The following is a 21,203-nucleotide window of genomic DNA, read 5'->3' on the forward strand; positions in this document are numbered from 1 at the left end:
TACCCAAGTCACATATTTAATGTATGCTCCTTGGGATAACCTCCTTTGCCGCCTTCCTCTAACGCGAATAGTTTAGAAAAATGTATTGATGTTATAAAAGAAAAAGAACAGAACCACATCGGTCTAATGAATGATGTGGTTTTTTGCTTTTATAAAGGATCGTTGCTCAAGAGTTGGCTAGGTTTCTGCTACAATCCGTAGAGAGTTCCATTTTGAATAACTAAGTGATGTAGAGAAACCATGCGATTAAATCCAAGCCAACAGCAGGCTGTTGAATTTGTGGATGGCCCATGCCTTGTGCTGGCGGGTGCCGGTTCGGGAAAAACCCGAGTTATTACCAATAAAATAGCGCATCTGATCCGCCATTGTGGCTATCAGCCTCGTCAAATCGCTGCGGTAACGTTTACCAATAAAGCGGCGCGTGAGATGAAAGAGCGTGTCGCCCAAACCTTGGGTAAAAAAGAAGCGCGTGGGTTGATTATCTCGACATTCCATACTCTTGGCTTGGAGATCATCAAGCGAGAATATAAAGCATTAGGTATTAAAGCGAACTTTTCTCTGTTTGATGATCAGGACCAAATGGCATTACTAAAAGAGCTAACCTTTGATTTATTAGAAGAGGATAAAGATCTTTTACAGCAATTGATCTCATCGATCTCAAATTGGAAAAATGATCTATTATCACCTGATCAAGCATTGGCGCGTGCCAGAAGTGAAAAAGAGCACCATTTCGCTGAATGCTATCGCCGCTACGAATTACATTTAAGAAGCTGTAACGTATTGGATTTTGATGACCTTATCAGTAAGCCAACGTTACTTTTGTCGCATAACGAAGAGGTTCGCGAACGTTGGCAACAAAAAATTCGTTATTTGCTGGTGGATGAATATCAAGATACCAATACTAGCCAATATCAATTGGTTAAGTTGTTGGTTGGTCAGCGCGCGCGCTTTACGGTGGTAGGGGATGATGATCAATCTATCTACTCTTGGCGTGGTGCTAGACCACAAAACTTGGTGCTGTTAAGTCAAGACTTTCCAAAACTGAATGTGATTAAGTTGGAGCAAAACTATCGTTCATCTGAGCGAATACTCAAAGCGGCAAATATTTTGATTGCCAATAACCCTCATGTATTTGAAAAACAATTGTTCTCGACACTGGGCTATGGTGCGCCACTCAAAGTGATTACCGCCAACAATGAAGATCATGAGGCAGAAAGGGTGATTGGTGAATTGATTGCTCATCACTTCATCAATAAAACACAATATAAAGATTATGCGATTTTATATCGTGGTAACCACCAATCTCGTATTTTTGAAAAAATGTTGATGCAAAATCGCATCCCATATCGCATTTCAGGGGGAACCTCCTTTTTTTCTCGTCCTGAAATAAAAGATTTATTAGCGTATTTGCGGGTACTGACTAATCCTGAAGATGATAGTGCTTTCTTGCGTATCGTGAATACGCCACGTCGTGAAATTGGTCCGAAAACAATCCAAAAGCTTGGTGAATGGGCTAATCAGCGGGGCAAGAGCCTCTATCAAGCCAGTTTTGATTTGGGCTTAGAGCAAACGTTAACAGGCAAAGGATTAAACGCGCTTCAGCAATTTGCTCATTGGATGGACAAGATTGTGAAATTGGCTGAACGTGAGCCATTGATAGCGGTACGTGATTTGCTGCGTGAAATGGATTATGAAAGCTGGTTGTATGAAACTTCCGCCAGTACTAAAGCTGCCGAAATGCGAATGAAAAACGTGAATCAATTGTTTACGTGGATGAGTGAAATGGTAGAAGGCGACGACTTGAATGACCCAATGTCGTTAGATCAGGTTGTAACGCGTTTCACGTTACGTGACATGATGGAACGAGGTGAAGATGATGAAGAGTCAGACCAAGTTCAGTTAATGACCTTACATGCATCAAAAGGGCTTGAGTTTCCTTATGTTTTCCTAGTCGGTATGGAAGAAGGGCTGTTACCACATCAAAGCAGTATTGATGAAGACAATATCGATGAGGAACGCCGTCTAGCTTATGTTGGAATTACTCGGGCACAAAAAGAGCTCTTTTTTAGTCATTGTCGTGAACGTCGCCAATATGGGGAGCTAATCCGACCTGAGTTAAGCCGCTTTTTATTAGAATTACCACAAGATGATTTAGAGTGGGAGCAACAGCGGAAAGTCGTTACGGCGGAGGAGCGAATGCAAAAAGGGCAATCAGCACTTGCCGATATTAAGGCCCGTCTAGGACTGAATAAAAAAGATAAGTAGGAGATTGCCCCTCACACTGCTTGTGCTTATCGAGTGTGAGGGGGAAAAACTAACTATTGGAACTATTGCGTTCTTCAAGTTTCAAAGGCCAGTTAACATAACCTTGCCATTGAACTTCTTGTTGCAAGTTTTCTGATCGTAATGGATGCTCCGCTAACCAACGATATGGTAATACAATCGTGAGGGTATCCGATTCAGCCTGAAGCCTCAATGCCGGCAATGTGTCATCACGTCGACGGCTAGCAAAAATGATCGCCAAACGCAGCAAGCGGCATAAATAGTAGGCTTGTTGCATGGGGAGCGCATTTTGTTGACTCAGTGTGGCAAGATCAACAGGGCCTTGCTGATTACGTAACAGTGCTGCTAATAAGCGTTTTTGTGCCGGAGTAAAACCGGGTAAATCTAGGTTGGTGATCAGGTAGCTGGCATGTTCAGGGCCTTTGCGAAAGTCCACACTAAGGCCTATTTCATGTAAGGCACACGCACTGGATAATAACTCACGACAGCGTAGGTCGAGCTCCCAGTGTTTGGCGACTTGCAAAAAGAAATGTTCAGCTAATTGACTCACACGGGCGGCTTGCTCAATATCCACTTGGAAACGGCGTTGAATATTCCGCAATGTTCGCGCACGAACATCTTGTTCTATCGGTAACTCAAGCATGCCGTAGACCAGACCTTCACGTAATGCACCACCGGCGAGGGTCATATTATCAATCGACAGGGTTTCGAAAATAGCGATGAGGATTGATAGGCCGCTTGGGAATACGAGTGCTCGCTCAAACGTTAAACCTTCAATTTCTAGCTCTTCAAGCTTATGGCATTGAATCGCTTTATATTTGAGCTGCTGTAGTTTATCGAGAGTGATCAGCTCATCCATCCCTTGCGAAATCATGATTTCTTGGATGGCCTGAACGGTACCCGATGCGCCAACACAAATTTTCCAACCATGACGTGTTAACGTCTCGGCAACAGGTGCAATAACTGCGCGCGCGGCACGTTCTGCTTGCGCAAAATTTTCTTCCGTCAGCGCGCGGTCACTAAAATATTTTTCAAGCCAAGTGACACAGCCCATTTCAAGACTGAATAATTGCTCGGCTTTGGCTCCTGTTCCCGCCACAAGCTCTGTACTACCACCACCGATATCCACCACTAACCGTTGATCAGGGCCGCCGGTTGTATGGGCAACACCTTGGTAAATCAAACGTGCTTCTTCTTCTCCCTGAATGACCTTAACGGTATTACCTAGAATTTCACTGGCTTTTTGCACAAAAATATCGGCATTTTTTGCCAACCGCAATGTTGCAGTTGCGACGACACGTATTTGAGAGCTAGGAATATCCTGTAAATGCTCAGAAAAAAGTCGCAAACATTGCCAACCGCGCTCCATAGCTTGCTCTGACAGCCTATTTTGACTGTCTAAACCCGCTGCGAGACGCACTTTGCGTTTTACTCTTGAAATAATCTGAATACTACCCGCAACTTCACGAACGACCAGCATATGAAAACTGTTCGAACCTAAATCAATCGCTGCATAGAGAGAAGAGGATTTCAGCATATCGTTATCACTCAGCCTGAACGTTTATGGTTATTACGTGGGCCATTATGGCGACGTGGCGAATTTGAATTGCGACGAGGCCCTCCTGGACGCGGACGATGGCGACGTTTCGGAGTCGGAAGGTCGGTTAATAACGCTTCGCTGTTATATTTGCTCACTGGGATCGAATGTTGAATATAGTCTTCAATAGCCGGTAGATTCAACGCATATTCTTCACAAGCGAGACTGATTGAATGACCACTTTCACCGGCTCGGCCGGTACGACCAATACGGTGTACATAGTCTTCACAATCGTCAGGTAAATCATAGTTAAAAACATGGGTCACTGAAGGAATGTGTAAGCCACGGGCTGCAACATCGGTCGCCACTAAAATATCAAGGTTGCCTTGTGTAAACTCTTCTAAAATGCGCAGACGTTTCTTTTGAGCGACATCCCCTGTTAAGAGACCAACGCGATGTCCGTCAGCAGCAAGGTGCGCCCAAATTTCATCACAACGATGTTTGGTGTTAGCAAAAATGATGCAACGCTCTGGCCACTCTTCCTCTAGTAGCGTCTGTAATAAGCGCATTTTTTCTTCATTTGAAGGATAAAACAGTTCTTCTTTAATACGGTGACCTGTTTTTTGTAATGGCTCGACTTCAATATATTCAGGGTTACTCATTTGTTCAAATGCCAGTTCTCTTACGCGATAAGAAAGCGTTGCTGAAAAGAGGAGATTCAATCTTTCAGCGACGGATGGCATACGGCGAAATAGCCAGCGAATATCTTTAATAAAGCCAAGGTCATACATGCGATCCGCTTCATCAAGGACAACAACTTGTACTGCACCTAAGTCAACATGCCCTTGTTTAGCGTAGTCAATTAAACGCCCAGTCGTGCCGATTAGGATATCAACACCACGTTGTAGCACTTTTAATTGCTCATCATAACCATCGCCACCATAAGCAAGCCCCATTTTTAAGCCAGTATACTCGGCAAGTTCTTTGGCATCCGAGTAGATTTGTACCGCCAATTCACGCGTTGGTGCCATGATAAGAGCGCGAGGCTGATTGGCTTGTTTCCCCTCAATGGCAGGGTGAGTTAGTAAATAATGAAATGTAGACGTTAAAAATGCTAACGTTTTTCCGGTTCCAGTTTGCGCTTGCCCCGCAACATCTTTGCCTTCGACAGTGAAAGGCAAGGTAGAAGCCTGTATAGGCGTGCAAAAATTGAAGCCTTTTTTATTCAGGGCTTCAATGACTTTTGGGTGCAAGGCGAAGTCGGAAAACTTCTTTTCTGTCAAGTGTGCTTTACTCATAGTGTGGTAGAATATCAGTTAACGGTTGGTTTACGAAAGTGTATCTTTTGAAATAAAGCATACTGCTGCCAATTAATGTTACACTAAGACTGCAAAAATGATCCATTGGAGTACAACATGAGCAACAAAATTATTCATATCACTGATGCAAGTTTTGAGACCGCAGTACTGAAAGCTGGTTCACCTGTTCTTGTCGATTTTTGGGCAGCATGGTGTGGTCCTTGTAAAATGATCGCGCCAATTCTTGATGAAGTTGCTGAAGAATATACAGGCAAACTGACTATCGCAAAACTGAATATTGATGATAACCCTGCTACAGCACCAAAATATGGTATTCGTGGTATCCCAACACTTTTACTATTTAAAAATGGTAGTGTAGCGGCAACAAAAGTGGGTGCATTATCTAAAGCTCAGTTGAAAGAATTTTTAGACGAAAATCTGTAAGTTATCGTTGTTAGTTTAGATAAAACGTTTAGCGGTACATCTATTTTATAGAGGGGACCGCTAGACGTCCTGATTGAAGCATGGTAAGTTATCCTCAATCTCCATATCGCACCCGAATGAATTACCTTGTAATCCGTTGCTCTTATCAAAAATATCTGGTTTGTCAGTTCAGTTGTGGTTCATATCATGTGATCTAGGGCTGATAATGTGTTGATTTCTGAAATTATCAATTGAAAATTGAGTTGTTGCGCTTACAACGTTAAATTATTTCTTTCGTGGCACATTTACAATATCAATTTATGATAGTGATAAACAGCAACTGTTAAGGGTTATTTAGGTTAGTGGAGATTGCAAAGTGGCGCTTTTGTTTTTTCGTGCGTTGAAAGCTGACAATTTGCCATATTGAGATATATGTTGTCTTAAATGTACAAAAAACTATTGCTAATATTGTCTGTGTTTCTAATAATAAGCCGCACATCATTCAGATGAATCGCCGCGATATGTTAGTGCAGTCTTAGCAAGAATAAGCGCAAGAATTTTTACGCATTGTTAATGGTTTCTGTTTGTAACTATCAACAGGGCGTTATAAAGTTAAGCTGGCAGTTATATATCTTATATATAGTTGTCTTCAATTTACGTTCATAGTTCGAGAATTACCCCGAGTTAAAGAACCCACCATTATGAATCTTACCGAATTAAAAAATACGCCAGTATCAGAATTGATTACGTTAGGCGAAAACATGGGGCTAGAAAACTTAGCCCGTATGAGAAAGCAAGATATTATCTTCTCGATTTTAAAGCAGCATGCTAAAAGCGGGGAAGATATCTTTGGCGATGGCGTGTTGGAGATATTGCAGGATGGATTTGGTTTCCTCCGTTCAGCAGACAGCTCTTACCTCGCAGGTCCCGATGATATCTATGTTTCCCCCAGCCAAATTCGCCGCTTTAACCTTCGTACAGGTGATACCATTTCAGGAAAAATCCGTCCTCCTAAAGAAGGTGAACGTTATTTTGCCCTGTTAAAAGTTAATGAAGTTAACTTTGATAAACCTGAAAACGCCCGCAGCAAAATTCTTTTTGAAAACTTAACCCCATTACATGCTAATAATCGTCTTCGTATGGAACGTGGTAACGGTTCAACAGAAGATTTAACGGCACGTGTTCTGGATTTAGCGGCTCCGATTGGTCGTGGTCAGCGTGGTTTGATTGTTGCTCCACCAAAAGCAGGTAAGACAATGTTACTGCAAAATATTGCCGCTAACATTGCACATAACTACCCAGATTGCGTATTGATGGTTCTGCTGATTGATGAGCGTCCAGAAGAAGTGACCGAGATGCAGCGCTTAGTGAAAGGTGAAGTGATTGCGTCTACGTTTGATGAGCCAGCAGCACGTCACGTGCAAGTTGCTGAAATGGTTATCGAGAAAGCAAAACGTTTAGTTGAGCATAAGAAAGATGTGATTATTCTTCTCGACTCCATTACTCGTTTGGCTCGCGCTTATAATACCGTTGTTCCTTCATCGGGTAAGGTATTAACAGGTGGTGTCGATGCAAACGCATTACATCGTCCTAAGCGTTTCTTCGGTGCAGCTCGTAATGTGGAAGAAGGTGGTAGCTTAACGATTATTGCTACAGCACTGGTCGACACAGGCTCGAAAATGGATGAAGTCATTTACGAAGAGTTTAAAGGTACAGGTAACATGGAATTACACCTGTCTCGTAAAATTGCGGAAAAACGTGTTTTCCCTGCGATTGATTATAATCGCTCAGGTACACGTAAAGAAGAGTTACTGACTTCACAAGATGAATTACAAAAAATGTGGATCCTCCGTAAGATCATTCACCCTATGGGCGAAATCGATGCGATGGAATTCCTCATCAGTAAGTTAGCGATGACGAAAACTAACGAAGAATTTTTCGACTTTATGAAAAGAGCATAATCGCTAAATTTTCAACATGGTTGAATGGATTAAGCGCTGTCGATGACAGCGCTTTTTTTATGGCTATTTTTTTTGATTTTCAAATGGATATTGCATTTATTTTGCCCTGCATAATATCCGTATCCGTTTGTAACTCATAAAAAATATAAGTTAAGTTTATATTTATAGTAACGAAATCATCATTGAATGATTCTAATTTATAATAATTAAATATCATTTATGATGATTAAAATAGGGTTATTAAAAAAATAATATTTTTTATATTGGATTTTTGGTGTAACAAAATGGAAAATCAATTCGTTGCATAGAATTGATTATTGTTTTATTCCAAGATTGATTGGTTTGAAGTAATACATGCATTCAATGTCTTCATTTATTTAAAGATTATGTCATTTTGGTAATGGCGTTTTTTGACTTGTCAGAAAAGGTTCATTTATTAAACAAAAAAGCAACTTAAAATTAACATCATAGAAAATAACAGTTCGTTATGGCATGCATCTTGCTTTTATTAAGTATAAAATCGGCAGATAAGGCATAGCTGTATAAAAAACTACACTGATAACTGAGCTGGGTAAATTTTTATATAGTTATAATAGTCGTGATTAAAGACTCGTCTTATAGCAGTTATTTCTTTTGAGAGAATAATGCATTAGCTGTCGGTCATAGGATCTGCATGGGCTTAAACGTTTTAGGTTGATTAGATAAAGAATAAGAGAGTTGACTCGTGGACACCGCACAATTTATTGCCAGTCTTTTTTATGTTTTTTTGTTCACGTTAGTATTTATTTTTATCGCTCGAGTTGTTGCAACGAAAATCGGGCTGGTAGATAAACCTAACTTCCGAAAAAAACATGTAGGATTAGTTCCTTTAGTGGGAGGGATTACGGTATTTTTTGGCATCTGCTTCGCATTTGTGATAACGGAGGAATACATTCCTCACAAATGGTTATACCTAATATGTGCAGGCCTACTTGTTTTAATTGGCGCTTTGGATGACCGGTTTGATATCAGTGTGAAGTTAAGAGCGGGTGTGCAGGCAATTGTTGCTGTCGTGATGATGACGGTTGCCGACCTAAAATTAGAATCATTAGGTTATGCTTTTGGTCCATGGGAGCTAGTGCTCGGGCCGTTTGGTTATATCGTGACGCTATTTGCTGTTTGGGCAGCCATTAATGCGTTTAACATGGTTGATGGTATTGATGGCCTGTTAGGTGGGTTATCGTGTGTTTCTTTTGGCGCATTAGGCTTTTTACTTTATCAAAGTGGTAACTATGCGTTAGCATTTTGGTGTTTTGCCTTCATTGCCGCTATCCTTCCTTATATCTTTTTAAATTTAGGTTTGTTAGGCCGACGCTTTAAGGTCTTTATGGGGGATGCTGGAAGTACACTTATTGGCTTTACGATTATTTGGATCCTAGTTGAATCAACTCAGGAAACAGTACATCCACTGAATCCTGTTACAGCGCTTTGGATCATTGCAATCCCGTTGATGGACATGGTTGCAATAATGTATCGACGTATTCGTAAGGGAATGAGTCCATTTTCACCGGACCGTCAACATATTCACCATTTAATCATGCGTTCAGGTTTTACGCCTAAAGGTGCTTTTGTACTAATTACCCTAGCGGCTGCATTTTTGGCATGCATAGGAATTATTGGTGAACGCTTAACATTTATCCCAGAATGGGTCATGTTGGCATTGTTTTTGCTTGTATTCTTTATGTATGGTTACTGCATCAAACGAGCATGGAAAGTGGCTCGTTTTATTAAGCGCATCAGACGTCGTATGCGGAGAGGTGGTGCAGTACGGTAACGACAAACGGAAATAATAGAGGTTCTGTGCAGTGAAAAACTCAGAAACACAACCTAATCAGTATCAGCCGCCGATAGAACCGGAATTGGATATCCGTGGTTTATGTCGCTCTTTGTGGCAAGGTAAAATTTTGATCGTGGCATTTGCGGTAATTTTTGCCGCTGTTGCATTAGGCGCATCTTATTTTATGCAGCAAAAATGGAGTGCAACCGCGATCACCGACCTGCCAACTGTTAATAATTTAGGCAGCTATTATTCGCAGCAACAATTTTTGCGTAATCTTGATTCTCGTATTAATACGACGGGGCAAGAAGGGCAATTGCCAACGATAGCGAATGAGGCTTATCAAGAGTTCATCAAACAGGTGGGCTCTTATGATACTCGTCGTCAATTTTGGTTAACCACTGATTATTACAAGCAGCGGTTAGAAAATGACCCGAAAGCAGATGCGGCATTATTAGATGAGCTGATTAACAATATTGAATTTACGCCAGCAGATAATCTGAAAAATCTCACTGACAATATTAAATTGATTGCTGAAACCTCTACCGATGCGAATCAGCTATTACGTCAGTACATTCAGTTTGCCAACCAGCGAGCAACGGCTAACCTGAATGATGAAATCAAAGGAACTTGGGCAACCAAAATGCAATCCATGAAAGCGTTGGTAAAACGTGAGGATATGGTGGCTCAATCTGCTTATGAAAGACGCTTAAATGTACTTGAACAGGCATTGAAAGTCGCTCAAAAACAAGGCATTTCACGTAATCAAAGTACAACGCCTGTTGATGAAATCCCTGATTCTAAAATGTTCATGTTAGGGGTGCCATTGCTGGAAGCTCAAATTGAGACGCTAAAAGCTACGGGGCCAGATCATGACACAGATTACGATCAAAACATGGCAATGCTATCAACATTGAGTGTTGGACCGACCCTTCAAGACCGTTTTCAGGCTTACCGTTATTTAAGGACACCTGAAGATCCCGTCAAACGCGATAGCCCACGTAGAGCCTTTATGATGGTTCTCTGGGGCGCTATAGGTGCGTTGGTTGGTGCTGGTGTGGTACTTGCACGCCGTCGCCCGTCCTAATTTTACATAAGTGGCAGGCTTAATGTCTGCCACTATATAAAGTTATCAATAATGAGATCAAGCAGCTAACTGCATTAGATAAAAATAAGAGAGTCACTGTGAAAGTATTGACTGTATTCGGCACTCGACCTGAAGCCATCAAAATGGCTCCGTTGGTTCATGCACTTGCTAATGATGCGGCTTTTGAAGCCAAAGTCTGTGTGACGGCCCAGCACCGAGAAATGCTCGATCAGGTACTGAAGCTATTTGAGATCACGCCTGATTATGATCTCAATATTATGAAGCCAGGGCAAGATTTAACAGATATTACGTGTCGTATTTTGGAAGGATTGAAAACGGTATTTGCCGATTTCCAACCGGATGTTGTTTTAGTCCATGGTGATACTGCAACGACGATGGCAACCAGCCTCGCTGCCTTCTACCATCGTATTCCTGTTGGGCATGTGGAAGCAGGATTACGTACGGGGAACCTATATTCGCCATGGCCGGAAGAAGCCAATCGAAAAATTGCGGGTCATCTCGCCATGTATCATTTCGCTCCCACAGAAAACTCGCGTCAAAATCTATTGAAAGAGTCTATCCCAGATAAGCATATTTTTGTGACAGGGAATAGCGTGATCGATGCTTTATTGTGGGTACGCGATAAAGTGATGAGCGACCAGCACATGGCCGAAAAATTGGCGGCAAATTATCCCTTTATTGATCCAAATAAAAAAATGATTTTAGTGACGGGGCACCGCCGCGAAAGCTTTGGTGGAGGCTTCGAGCGTATTTGTCATGCATTAGCTGAAATAGCTCAAAGTCATCCGGACGTTCAGGTGGTTTACCCTGTGCATTTAAATCCAAATGTTAGCGAGCCTGTCAAACGTATTTTGCATGGCATTGATAATATTATTCTGATTACTCCACAAGAGTATTTGCCCTTTGTTTATTTAATGAATCATGCTTATCTAATCTTAACAGACTCCGGTGGCATTCAAGAAGAAGCGCCATCGCTAGGTAAGCCCGTTTTAGTGATGCGGGATACGACCGAACGTCCTGAAGCGGTTGATGCGGGAACAGTACGTCTTGTGGGAACAGACACACAAAAAATTGTTGCAGAAGTTAATAGGTTACTGACAGATGAAGCGGAATATCATGCAATGAGCCGCGCTCATAACCCTTATGGTGATGGTCATGCTTGTCAGCGAATTCTTGAAGCACTAAAAAGCAATCAGGTGAAATTATGAGTTTTGAAACTATTTCTGTTATTGGCCTTGGGTATATTGGTTTACCAACAGCGGCAGCTTTTGCATCACGTAAAAAGCAAGTGATTGGTGTTGATGTCAACCAGCATGCGGTTGATACCATTAATCGCGGTAAAATCCATATTGTCGAACCTGAACTGGACCTTGTTGTAAAAACAGCGGTTGAAGCAGGTCACTTGAAAGCATTTACTAAGCCACAACCTGCCGATGCTTATTTGATCGCAGTACCAACTCCGTTTAAAGGTGAGCATGAACCTGACCTGACTTATGTCAGAGCAGCCGCAGAGTCGATCGCACCTGTGTTGAAAAAAGGGGATTTGGTTATTTTAGAGTCAACGTCTCCTGTTGGCACAACCGAACAGATGGCGGAGTGGATGGCTCAAGTCCGTCCAGATTTGACGTTCCCTCACCAAGCGGGTGAAGACGCTGATATTGATATGGCTTATTGTCCGGAACGTGTTCTGCCTGGGCAGGTGATGGTTGAGTTGATTAAAAATGACCGTGTTGTCGGTGGTATGACACCTAAGTCATCCTTGCGTGCTAGCGAGCTGTACAATATTTTCCTTGAAGGTGAATGTGTTATTACTAATGCCAGAACAGCGGAAATGTGCAAATTAACTGAAAACAGTTTTCGTGATGTGAATATCGCATTTGCTAATGAATTATCACTGATTTGTGCCGAGCAAGATATTAACGTGTGGGAATTGATTAGCTTGGCTAACCGCCATCCACGCGTCAACATTCTACAACCAGGTCCTGGTGTCGGCGGGCACTGTATCGCTGTCGATCCATGGTTTATTGTGGCGCAAAACCCCAAACAATCTCGCTTAATTCATACGGCTCGTTTAGTGAACGATGGCAAGCCTATCTGGGTTGTCGACCAAGTCAAAGCTGCTGTAGCGGATTGCTTATCTGAGACAGGTAAAAAAGCCAGTGAAGTGACTATTGCTTGTTTTGGTCTGTCATTTAAACCCAATATTGATGATTTACGTGAAAGCCCAGCCATGCATATCACTAAAATGATCGCGAATTGGAATACAGGTAAAACCTATGCGGTTGAACCGCATATTGAAGCGCTACCAACGTCTCTTAAAGGGATTGCGGAATTAGTTTCGATTGAGACCGCGGTGAATGAAGCCGATATCATTTTGATGTTGGTTGATCATACGGTCTTTAAAGGAATCCAAGGTTCTGCTATTCCACAGAAATGGGTTGTGGATACAAAAGGAGTTTGGCGTTGAAACGTATTCTAATTACGGGTGGAGCGGGATTTATCGGTTCTGCTGTTGTGCGACATATTATTGAGAACACTCGCGATAGCGCAATTGTTGTCGATTGTTTGACCTATGCCGGTAATTTAGAGTCACTCAGTGAAGTCTCTAACAGTGATCGCTATGCGTTTGAACAAGTGAATATCTGTGATCGCATAGCGCTAGACCGCGTGTTTGCTGAATATCAACCTGATGCGGTGATGCATTTGGCTGCTGAAAGCCATGTAGACCGTTCTATTGATGGCCCTGCGGCGTTTATTGAGACCAATATTGTTGGCACTTATACCTTACTTGAGGCCGCACGCCACTATTGGATGGGGCTGGATGGCAATAAGAAAGCGCAATTCCGCTTCCATCATATCTCTACTGATGAAGTCTATGGTGATTTAGAAGGTCCTGATGGTTTCTTCACTGAAACAACACCTTATGCACCAAGTAGTCCTTATTCAGCATCTAAAGCATCAAGCGACCACTTAGTACGCGCGTGGCATCGTACTTATGGGTTGCCGACCATGATCACGAATTGTTCAAATAATTATGGGCCATATCATTTTCCAGAAAAATTGATTCCATTAATTATTCTCAATGCATTAGCCGGCAAGCCATTACCTGTTTATGGCAAAGGCGAGCAGATCCGTGATTGGTTATTCGTTGAAGACCATGCGCGGGCATTACATTTGGTGGCAACCACGGCTCAGCCGGGGACAACTTATAACATTGGTGGGCACAATGAGCGCCGTAATATTGATGTTGTTAACACCATTTGTGAATTGCTTGAAGAACTTCATCCTCAAAAACCGCAGGGTGTTGCACATTATCGCGATTTAATTACCTATGTGACGGATAGGCCTGGGCATGATATGCGTTATGCCATTGATGCTGACAAAATAGCGCGTGAGTTAGGGTGGACACCACAAGAAACCTTTGAGTCGGGGATCCGCAAAACGGTGTTGTGGTACCTCAATAATGAGACTTGGTGGCGTCGTGTGCAAGATGGCTCTTATGCCGGTGAACGCCTTGGTTTAGGCGCTTAAGGGGGGATCATGAAAGGTATTATACTTGCTGGTGGTTCGGGAACTCGTTTACATCCTATTACGCGAGGCATCTCGAAGCAGTTGTTACCCATCTATGATAAGCCAATGATTTATTATCCATTGTCAGTGCTAATGCTGGCAGGGATCCGTGAAATATTGATCATTTCTACGCCTGAAGATTTGCCGATGTTTAAACGCTTGCTGGGTGATGGTCATGAATTTGGTATCGAGCTGAGCTATGCTGAACAACCCTCTCCTGATGGCTTGGCTCAAGCCTTTATCATCGGTGAAGAGTTTATAAATGGTGATGCATGCTGTTTAGTGTTAGGCGATAACATTTTCTTTGGGCACTCGTTTAGCCCAAAACTGAAATCCGTTGCGGCGAGAACCCAAGGTGCCACGGTATTCGGTTATCAGGTCATGGATCCTGAGCGTTTTGGTGTCGTAGAATTTGATGACGATTTCAAAGTGCTATCGATTGAAGAGAAACCGAAAAAGCCACTGTCTAACTGGGCAGTCACTGGGCTTTATTTTTATGATCACCAAGTGGTTGATTTTGCAAAGCAGGTGAAACCATCTGAACGCGGTGAGTTGGAAATTACCTCAATCAACCAGATGTATCTCGATAAAGGTGAGTTGAACGTAGAGTTATTAGGCCGAGGTTTCGCTTGGTTAGATACAGGTACTCACGATAGCCTGATAGAAGCGGGTACTTTTGTTCAAACTGTTGAAAAACGTCAAGGTTTTAAGGTTGCCTGTCTAGAAGAAATCGCATGGCGTAATGGTTGGTTAACTGACGAGCAAGTCAAAATGTCAGCTAAACAACTCAGTAAGACAGGGTATGGTCAGTATTTAGAGGATCTACTCCGTGTCCGTCCGCGCCAATATTGATTATTTATCATGGGAGTCTGAGTTTTTCGGACTCTCAACAGCAAAGCTAGACTTCACTGCTCCTCAGGCAGAGATGATCCTTGCAAGCCAATTAGATGACTATGCGATAACTCAAGCCAAAATACGGGCTAATGAAACAGAGCGCTTAGATGAATTAAGGCGGCTTGGTTTCTCTTTGGTTGAAGGGGAAGTCGATTTTGCGCTGACTGTTGGCATAGAAAATGCTTACTTGAATAGTGATTTACGGAAAAAAGTGCGCATTGAACCCGCGGTTACTGAAGATATACCTGTATTGCGTCAGGTAGCGGAGCAGGTTTTTAGCCAAAGCCGCTTTCGAACGCCTTGGTATCGTGAAGGTGATAGTGGACGCTTTTATGCATTGTGGATAGAAAAAGCAGTCTTAGGCACTTTCGATCATACCTGTTTATTAGTCAAAAATGTGGCAGGAGATATTTTAGGTTTCGTTAGTTTAAGGCACCTTGATGATGACACAGCACGTATAGGCCTACTCGCTGTTATGCCGAATGCTCATGGGCAGGGAGTTGGTCGTAAATTGATGTCAGCAGCTGTTGTTTGGTGTGAGCAGCACAAAAAAAGACAGTTAAATGTGGCCACTCAAATAAGCAATATTGCGGCATTGAATCTTTATTCACGTAGTGGTGCGGCAGTTGCTAGCACTGCATATTGGTTATATAGGGGACAACATGATTCCATTTAATAAGCCACCCGTTGTAGGAACAGAATTAGCATATATGAAGCAAGCCATGGAAAGCGGCAAGCTGTGTGGTGACGGTGGTTTTACAAAACGTTGTGAAGAGTGGATGGAAAAGCGTTTTAATTGCCCTAAAGTCCAGCTAACACCTTCTTGCACAGCGTCATTAGAAATGGCGGCAATCCTGATTAATATTCAGCCTGGTGATGAAGTGATCATGCCAAGCTTTACTTTTGTGTCTACTTCTAATGCGTTTGTACTGAGAGGGGCAACCATTGTTTTTGTCGATATTCGTCCAGATACAATGAATATTGATGAAACCAAAATCGAAGCTGCCATTACTGAACGTACTCGTGCAATTGTTCCTGTTCATTATGCGGGCGTAGCCTGTGAAATGGATACCATCATGGCAATAGCCCAAAAACATAACTTATTTGTGATTGAAGATGCGGCTCAAGGGGTGATGTCGACTTATAAAGGTCGTGCACTCGGAACGATTGGCCATATTGGCGCTTACAGTTTCCACGAAACGAAAAACTACTCTTCTGGTGGTGAAGGTGGCGCCACGTTAGTGAATGATAAGTCTCTGATTAACCGTGCTGAAATTATTCGTGAAAAAGGGACTAACCGTAGCCAATTTTTCCGTGGGCAAGTTGATAAATATACGTGGCGCGATATCGGCTCCAGCTATTTGTTGTCTGATTTACAGGCGGCTTATTTATGGGCTCAGCTTGAGGAAGCAGACAAGATTAATGACCGTCGTCTGTTGTTATGGCAGCGTTATTATGATGCTCTAGCACCTTTAGCACAGGCAGGCCAGTTAGCATTACCTATCGTACCGGAAGGATTAAAACATAATGCACATATGTTTTATATCAAGTTGAAGGATGTCGAAGAGCGTACTGCTTTCAATGACTATATGAAGTCAAATGACATTTTAACGGTATTCCACTATGTTGCGTTACATACCAGCCCTGCTGGAGAGAAATTTGGGCGTTTCGATGGCGAAGACCGTTATACAACAAGTGAGAGTGACCGTTTAGTACGTCTGCCAATGTTCTACAACATGACAGATGAGGAACAGCAAACGGTTATCACAAAAATTAAGGCGTTTTTTGCCTAATGTCGTTAGCTAGAGCATCGGTTTGGACTGCGGGGTCTACCTTGATAAAAATCGGGGCAGGCCTGCTTATTGTTAAGTTATTAGCAGTCACATTTGGCCCCAGTGGGGTAGGACTGGCGGGAAACTTCCGCCAGTTAATCACTGTGTTAGGGGTATTATCGGGCGCGGGTATTTTTAATGGGGTGACCAAATATATTGCGGAACACCATGAAGACCCTGAAAAATTGCGCGCGGTATTAGGGACCTCTTCAACACTTATTCTTGGTTTTTCGACGTTATTGGCGCTGGTATTTCTATTTTTTAGTGCCCCGATCAGTGAAGCGCTCTTTGATAGTCGGGAGTATCAATCGGTCATTCAAGCTGTTGCCTTGATTCAGATGGGCATTGCCTACGCTAACTATTTTTTGGCGATCCTCAAGGGATATCGGGATGCGTCGGGTAATGCACAATCCATTATTTTTGGTAGCATAATTGGTGTTGTTGCCTATTATTTATGCTATACGTTCGGTGGTTATGAAGGGGCATTAGTCGGATTAGCTTTGGTTCCGGCGTTAGTGGTTTTACCTGCTATCGGGATGATTGTTCGCCGTAAGCGGTTTGCATTATCGATGTTGAAACCGGCTTGGAATAAGGCGATTGCCACCAACTTAGGTAAATTTACCATTATGGCGTTAATTACGTCGGTCACTTTACCTGTCGCCTATGTCATGATGCGAAACTTGTTGGCTGCAAAATATAGCTGGGATGACGTAGGTCTATGGACGGGAGTTAGCACTATTTCGGATGCTTATTTGCAGTTTATCACTGCAACATTTTCCGTGTATTTGCTGCCTACACTTTCTCGATTACAACACAAGAATGACATCTCTGCGGAGATCATTAAGACGCTAAAATTTGTATTACCTGCTGTTGCCGTTGCAAGCTTTATGGTGTGGCTATTACGCGATTTCGCAATTTGGCTACTGTTCTCCGAAAAATTTAATGGCATGCGCGATTTATTTGCATGGCAATTAGTAGGGGATGTACTGAAAGTTGGCGCTTATGTCTTTGGCTATCTGGTGATTGCGAAGGCGGCATTACGTTTTTATATTTTAACTGAGGTGAGCCAGTTTATCCTCTTAATGGGCTTTTCCCATTGGTTGATACCTATGCATGGTGCGATAGGGGCAACACAAGCCTATATGGCAACATATATCGTGTATTTTCTCCTCTGTTGTTGTGTATTTTTGATTTACCGTAGGCGAGTATGACAACCTTAATACATGTACTGGGATCTGATCTCCCTCACCATAATCAAACGGTGCTGACGTTTTTTAATAATATGATCTGTAAAGAAAAAGCAGTGTCACAGAAACCCCATTTTATGGTGGTGAGCCTCGATGATCAGATGGCCAATGCTTATCCCGAGTTGGATATCGAAGTCTTTGACAGCAAAAAGGCGATCGCAGATGCGGTGATTCGTCGAGCAACATCCAACCGAAGAGAACGTTTTTTCTTCCATGGCCAATTTAATGCACCTATTTGGCTCGCTTTGCTGTTTGGCAAAATTAAATCACACCAATTTTGGTGGCATATTTGGGGTGCAGATCTCTACGAAGAGTCTAATTCGATAAAATTCAAATTGTTTTATGTATTACGTCGTTTAGCACAAAAGAAGGTAGGGCATGTTTGCGCGACCCGAGGTGACTTGTGTTACTTTCAGCAATTTAACCCTAAAGTCCCTGCATCGGTATTGTATTTCCCAACACGCATGGACCCTGCACTCACGCTAAGTGAACGTCCAGCACGTCAGGGCGATACATTGACAATACTATTAGGTAACTCAGGTGATCGATCAAATCGTCACACAGAGGCGCTGAGAGCGATTAAACAGCAATTTGGTGAGCAGGTCAGTATTATCGTGCCTATGGGTTACCCTGCAAATAACCAAGCTTATATCCAACAGGTCGAAGAAACCGCACAAACACTGTTTGCGGCGGGTCAGGTGAATATTTTAAAAGAACGTATGGAATTTACGGATTACCTGAATTTATTGAAAACCTGTGACTTAGGCTATTTTATTTTTAATCGCCAACAAGGTGTGGGAACGGTGTGTCTGCTGATTCAATTTGGGGTCCCATTTGTCATCAGTCGACAAAATACATTTTGGCAAGATTTGACGGCACAGAATGTCCCAGTATTCTTCTATGGGGATGAGCTATCGTTGGAATTAGTTGATGAAGCACAGCGCCAGATGGCGTTGCTGGATAAGCAACATATTGACTTTTTCGCGCCTAACTTTACCGATGGTTGGAAAAAAATCTTAGGTATTGCGGAGGAGAAAGCATGACCTTAGCCGAGTTAGGCGGCTTATCGCTTGTCTACCTGATTTCCATCATTTTTATGGGCACGTTACTCTATAAAGAGTTCAGACGTGTGCGCTTCAATTTTAATATTTTCTTTTCATTACTGTATTTATTGACGTTTTATTTTGGTTTTCCATTGACGTGTGCATTGGTGTTTCAGTTTGATGTGGCAGTCGTGCCTGCGGAGTACTTATTGTATGCGCAGCTTGCAGCGACAAGTTTTTATGCCATCTATTATGTAGCCTATAAAACACGCCTAACAAAAAGCGCCACTGTCGCTAAGCGGCCACTGTTCACGATGAATAAAGTTGAGACTCACTTAACCTGTTTATTGCTGATAGCTGTTGCCGTCGTGACAGTGGGTATTTTCTTCTTACAGAATGGCTTTTTATTATTTAAGCTTCAATCATATAGTCAGATATTCTCCAGTCAGGTTTCAGGCGTTGCATTAAAGCGTTTTTTCTACTTCTTTATTCCTGCAATGCTGATTGTTTACTTCCTACGCCCATCCCAGAAACGTTGGGTCTTCTTTCTTGTCAGTACTGTGGCATTTGGTTTTTTAACCTATGTCATCGTGGGCGGAACTCGTGCAAATATCATCATCGCGTTCGCACTATTCTTATTTATTGGTATCGTAAGAGGGTGGATCACGCTATGGATGCTAGTTGCGGCAGGGGTTGCAAGTATTGTCGGCATGTTCTGGTTAGCGCTAAAACGCTATGGTTTGGACGTGAGTGGTGCCGAAGCTTTCTACACCTTCTTGTATTTAACCCGAGACACATTTTCGCCTTGGGAAAACCTTGCCTTGTTATTGAGTTACTACGACAAGATTGAGTTTCAAGGGCTGGCACCGATTGCACGTGATTTTTATGTGTTTATCCCATCGTGGGTATGGCCAGATAGGCCTGATACCGTACTGAACTCAGCTAATTACTTTACTTGGGAAGTCCTTAATAACCATTCTGGATTAGCCATTTCTCCGACTCTCATCGGCTCATTAGTCGTGATGGGCGGTGTGCTATTTATCCCTTTAGGGGCAATTGTCGTTGGGTTAATTATCAAATGGTTTGACTGGATTTATGGTATGAGTCTGAAAGAGTCAAACCGCTATAAAGCTGCAATTATGCAAGCGTTTTGTTTTGGTGCCATTTTTAACATGATTGTTTTGGCACGTGAAGGCGTCGATTCTTTTGTGTCACGAGTGGTCTTTTTCTGCCTGATTTTCGGACTTTGTTTGATTTTGGCGAAATTACTGTACTGGTTATTTGAAAGTGCGGGGCTTATTCGGGCAAAAGCATCTTCTTATCTAAGAAGCCAACGTCGCGAAGACCGCTAAAGGAGCATTATGGAACAGCAATCTATTCCGCAATATAGTATCAGAGGCCACCAAATTTGGGGGTTTAAAGATATGGCACATTTTCTGGATCATCTGTTTGCTGATGGCGAGACTCAGTCAGGGACTCTGGTTGCAATCAACGCTGAAAAAGTCATGACAGCGGAAAAAGATGCGGCATTAAACACCTTGCTTGGCCAAGCCGAATACCTATATGCGGATGGTATTAGTATTGTGCGCGCTATTCGCCGTAAATATCCACAGGCTCAAGTTTCTCGTGTTGCAGGCGCTGACCTTTGGGAGGCGTTAATGGAGCGAGCAGGGAGGGAAGGAACGCCGGTTTTCTTAGTCGGAGGCAAACCTGAAATTCTTGAACAAACAGAAGAAAAATTACGTTCTCAATGGAATGTGAATATTGTTGGTTCACAAAATGGTTATTTTACAGCAGAAGACCGAGATGCTCTGTTTGAGCGTATCCGAGCCAGCGGCGCGAAGATTGTGACAGTTGCGATGGGGTCGCCAAAACAAGAAATTTTCATGCGCGATTGCCGTAAAGTTTACCCTGAGGCATTGTATATGGGGGTCGGTGGTACTTATGATGTTTTCACCGGTCATGTGAAGCGGGCGCCCAAAATATGGCAAAACCTTGGGTTAGAGTGGCTGTATCGCCTGCTAGCACAACCCACACGTATTAAACGACAATTTAAATTATTAAAATTTTTAGCTTATTACTATGGTGGTAAGCTTTAAAGAGCCTTCACGCGCCATGGTATAAGATGCCGTGGCGCGTTTTCTCATCGTTCTTATCAAAAATATCAGACTAACTGCTATTTTATCTTTGT

Annotated in this window: 17 protein-coding genes; 15 read left to right on the plus strand and 2 right to left on the minus strand. The window is 42.6% G+C overall.

The window, feature by feature from the left end:
• Positions 1–240: 240 nt before the first annotated feature.
• Positions 241–2,265, plus strand: a complete 2,025-nt coding sequence (gene rep / locus O7C57_RS01380) for a DNA helicase Rep (protein ID WP_163863289.1) — start codon at positions 241–243, stop codon at positions 2,263–2,265.
• A gap of 49 nt (positions 2,266–2,314) precedes the next feature.
• Here the strand turns inward: rep and gppA are convergent, their stop codons facing one another.
• Positions 2,315–3,820 carry a guanosine-5'-triphosphate,3'-diphosphate diphosphatase gene (gene gppA / locus O7C57_RS01385; RefSeq protein ID WP_154623515.1) on the minus strand — a complete coding sequence of 502 codons (1,506 nt, stop codon included), beginning with the start codon at positions 3,818–3,820 and terminating at the stop codon, positions 2,315–2,317.
• An 11-nt stretch (positions 3,821–3,831) separates the two neighbouring features.
• Positions 3,832–5,118, minus strand: a complete 1,287-nt coding sequence (rhlB, locus tag O7C57_RS01390; protein ID WP_096617953.1) for an ATP-dependent RNA helicase RhlB — start codon at positions 5,116–5,118, stop codon at positions 3,832–3,834.
• Positions 5,119–5,235: 117 nt separating this feature from the next.
• On the opposite strand from rhlB, the gene trxA reads away from it, so the two are divergent.
• The 14 genes from trxA (at position 5,236) to wecG (ending at position 21,111) form a co-directional block, all read left to right on the plus strand.
• The gene (trxA, locus tag O7C57_RS01395; RefSeq protein ID WP_096617951.1) at positions 5,236–5,562 is read left to right on the plus strand and encodes a thioredoxin TrxA; all 327 of its coding nucleotides are present in this window, start codon (positions 5,236–5,238) and stop codon (positions 5,560–5,562) included.
• Between the two features lie 680 nt (positions 5,563–6,242).
• Entirely contained in the window at positions 6,243–7,502 is a 1,260-nt protein-coding gene (gene rho / locus O7C57_RS01400) for a transcription termination factor Rho (RefSeq protein WP_004915469.1), read from the plus strand.
• 724 nt (positions 7,503–8,226) lie between these two features.
• Positions 8,227–9,315 carry a UDP-N-acetylglucosamine--undecaprenyl-phosphate N-acetylglucosaminephosphotransferase gene (wecA, locus tag O7C57_RS01405; RefSeq protein WP_163863287.1) on the plus strand — a complete coding sequence of 363 codons (1,089 nt, stop codon included), beginning with the start codon at positions 8,227–8,229 and terminating at the stop codon, positions 9,313–9,315.
• A 31-nt stretch (positions 9,316–9,346) separates the two neighbouring features.
• Positions 9,347–10,405 (plus strand): ECA polysaccharide chain length modulation protein, encoded by a 1,059-nt coding sequence (gene wzzE, locus O7C57_RS01410; protein ID WP_163863285.1) that lies wholly within the window; start codon positions 9,347–9,349, stop codon positions 10,403–10,405.
• Between the two features lie 98 nt (positions 10,406–10,503).
• On the plus strand, positions 10,504–11,634 hold the full coding sequence (wecB, locus tag O7C57_RS01415; RefSeq protein WP_163863284.1) for a non-hydrolyzing UDP-N-acetylglucosamine 2-epimerase: 1,131 nt from the start codon (positions 10,504–10,506) through the stop codon (positions 11,632–11,634).
• Positions 11,631–12,893: a UDP-N-acetyl-D-mannosamine dehydrogenase gene (gene wecC, locus O7C57_RS01420; RefSeq protein ID WP_154624222.1), complete on the plus strand. Its 1,263-nt coding sequence runs from the start codon at positions 11,631–11,633 to the stop codon at positions 12,891–12,893. The genes wecB and wecC overlap by 4 nt, the downstream gene beginning before the upstream one ends.
• Positions 12,890–13,957 (plus strand): dTDP-glucose 4,6-dehydratase, encoded by a 1,068-nt coding sequence (rffG, locus tag O7C57_RS01425; protein ID WP_154624223.1) that lies wholly within the window; start codon positions 12,890–12,892, stop codon positions 13,955–13,957. Before wecC ends, rffG begins: the two co-directional genes overlap by 4 nt.
• 9 nt (positions 13,958–13,966) lie before the next feature.
• Positions 13,967–14,848 carry a glucose-1-phosphate thymidylyltransferase RfbA gene (gene rfbA / locus O7C57_RS01430; protein WP_154624224.1) on the plus strand — a complete coding sequence of 294 codons (882 nt, stop codon included), beginning with the start codon at positions 13,967–13,969 and terminating at the stop codon, positions 14,846–14,848.
• Positions 14,826–15,566 carry a dTDP-4-amino-4,6-dideoxy-D-galactose acyltransferase gene (rffC, locus tag O7C57_RS01435; protein ID WP_163863282.1) on the plus strand — a complete coding sequence of 247 codons (741 nt, stop codon included), beginning with the start codon at positions 14,826–14,828 and terminating at the stop codon, positions 15,564–15,566. Before rfbA ends, rffC begins: the two co-directional genes overlap by 23 nt.
• On the plus strand, positions 15,553–16,683 hold the full coding sequence (rffA, locus tag O7C57_RS01440) for a dTDP-4-amino-4,6-dideoxygalactose transaminase (RefSeq protein WP_154624225.1): 1,131 nt from the start codon (positions 15,553–15,555) through the stop codon (positions 16,681–16,683). The genes rffC and rffA overlap by 14 nt, the downstream gene beginning before the upstream one ends.
• Complete coding sequence (gene wzxE, locus O7C57_RS01445; RefSeq protein WP_163863280.1) at positions 16,683–17,933, plus strand: lipid III flippase WzxE; 1,251 nt, start codon at positions 16,683–16,685, stop codon at positions 17,931–17,933. The genes rffA and wzxE overlap by 1 nt, the downstream gene beginning before the upstream one ends.
• Entirely contained in the window at positions 17,930–19,012 is a 1,083-nt protein-coding gene (locus tag O7C57_RS01450; protein ID WP_269723521.1) for a TDP-N-acetylfucosamine:lipid II N-acetylfucosaminyltransferase, read from the plus strand. The genes wzxE and O7C57_RS01450 overlap by 4 nt, the downstream gene beginning before the upstream one ends.
• Complete coding sequence (gene wzyE / locus O7C57_RS01455; RefSeq protein ID WP_154624228.1) at positions 19,009–20,364, plus strand: ECA oligosaccharide polymerase; 1,356 nt, start codon at positions 19,009–19,011, stop codon at positions 20,362–20,364. The genes O7C57_RS01450 and wzyE overlap by 4 nt, the downstream gene beginning before the upstream one ends.
• 9 nt (positions 20,365–20,373) lie before the next feature.
• Positions 20,374–21,111, plus strand: a complete 738-nt coding sequence (wecG, locus tag O7C57_RS01460) for a lipopolysaccharide N-acetylmannosaminouronosyltransferase (protein WP_154624229.1) — start codon at positions 20,374–20,376, stop codon at positions 21,109–21,111.
• Positions 21,112–21,203 lie beyond the last annotated feature (92 nt).

It is taken from the genome of Providencia sp. 21OH12SH02B-Prov, from assembly GCF_027362595.1.
Lineage (GTDB): Bacteria > Pseudomonadota > Gammaproteobacteria > Enterobacterales > Enterobacteriaceae > Providencia > Providencia zhejiangensis.

Bases quoted from the DNA above. Each gene is read 5' to 3' on its own strand.
- rffA (WP_154624225.1), top strand. From the start codon at position 15,553: ATGATTCCATTTAATAAGCCACCCGTTGTAGGAACAGAATTAGCATAT.
- rfbA (WP_154624224.1), top strand. From the start codon at position 13,967: ATGAAAGGTATTATACTTGCTGGTGGTTCGGGAACTCGTTTACATCCT.
- rep (WP_163863289.1), top strand. From the start codon at position 241: ATGCGATTAAATCCAAGCCAACAGCAGGCTGTTGAATTTGTGGATGGC.
- wzyE (WP_154624228.1), top strand. From the start codon at position 19,009: ATGACCTTAGCCGAGTTAGGCGGCTTATCGCTTGTCTACCTGATTTCC.
- wecC (WP_154624222.1), top strand. From the start codon at position 11,631: ATGAGTTTTGAAACTATTTCTGTTATTGGCCTTGGGTATATTGGTTTA.
- wecG (WP_154624229.1), top strand. From the start codon at position 20,374: ATGGAACAGCAATCTATTCCGCAATATAGTATCAGAGGCCACCAAATT.
- rho (WP_004915469.1), top strand. From the start codon at position 6,243: ATGAATCTTACCGAATTAAAAAATACGCCAGTATCAGAATTGATTACG.
- O7C57_RS01450 (WP_269723521.1), top strand. From the start codon at position 17,930: ATGACAACCTTAATACATGTACTGGGATCTGATCTCCCTCACCATAAT.
- rhlB (WP_096617953.1), bottom strand. From the start codon at position 5,118: ATGAGTAAAGCACACTTGACAGAAAAGAAGTTTTCCGACTTCGCCTTG.
- wzxE (WP_163863280.1), top strand. From the start codon at position 16,683: ATGTCGTTAGCTAGAGCATCGGTTTGGACTGCGGGGTCTACCTTGATA.
- gppA (WP_154623515.1), bottom strand. From the start codon at position 3,820: ATGCTGAAATCCTCTTCTCTCTATGCAGCGATTGATTTAGGTTCGAAC.
- trxA (WP_096617951.1), top strand. From the start codon at position 5,236: ATGAGCAACAAAATTATTCATATCACTGATGCAAGTTTTGAGACCGCA.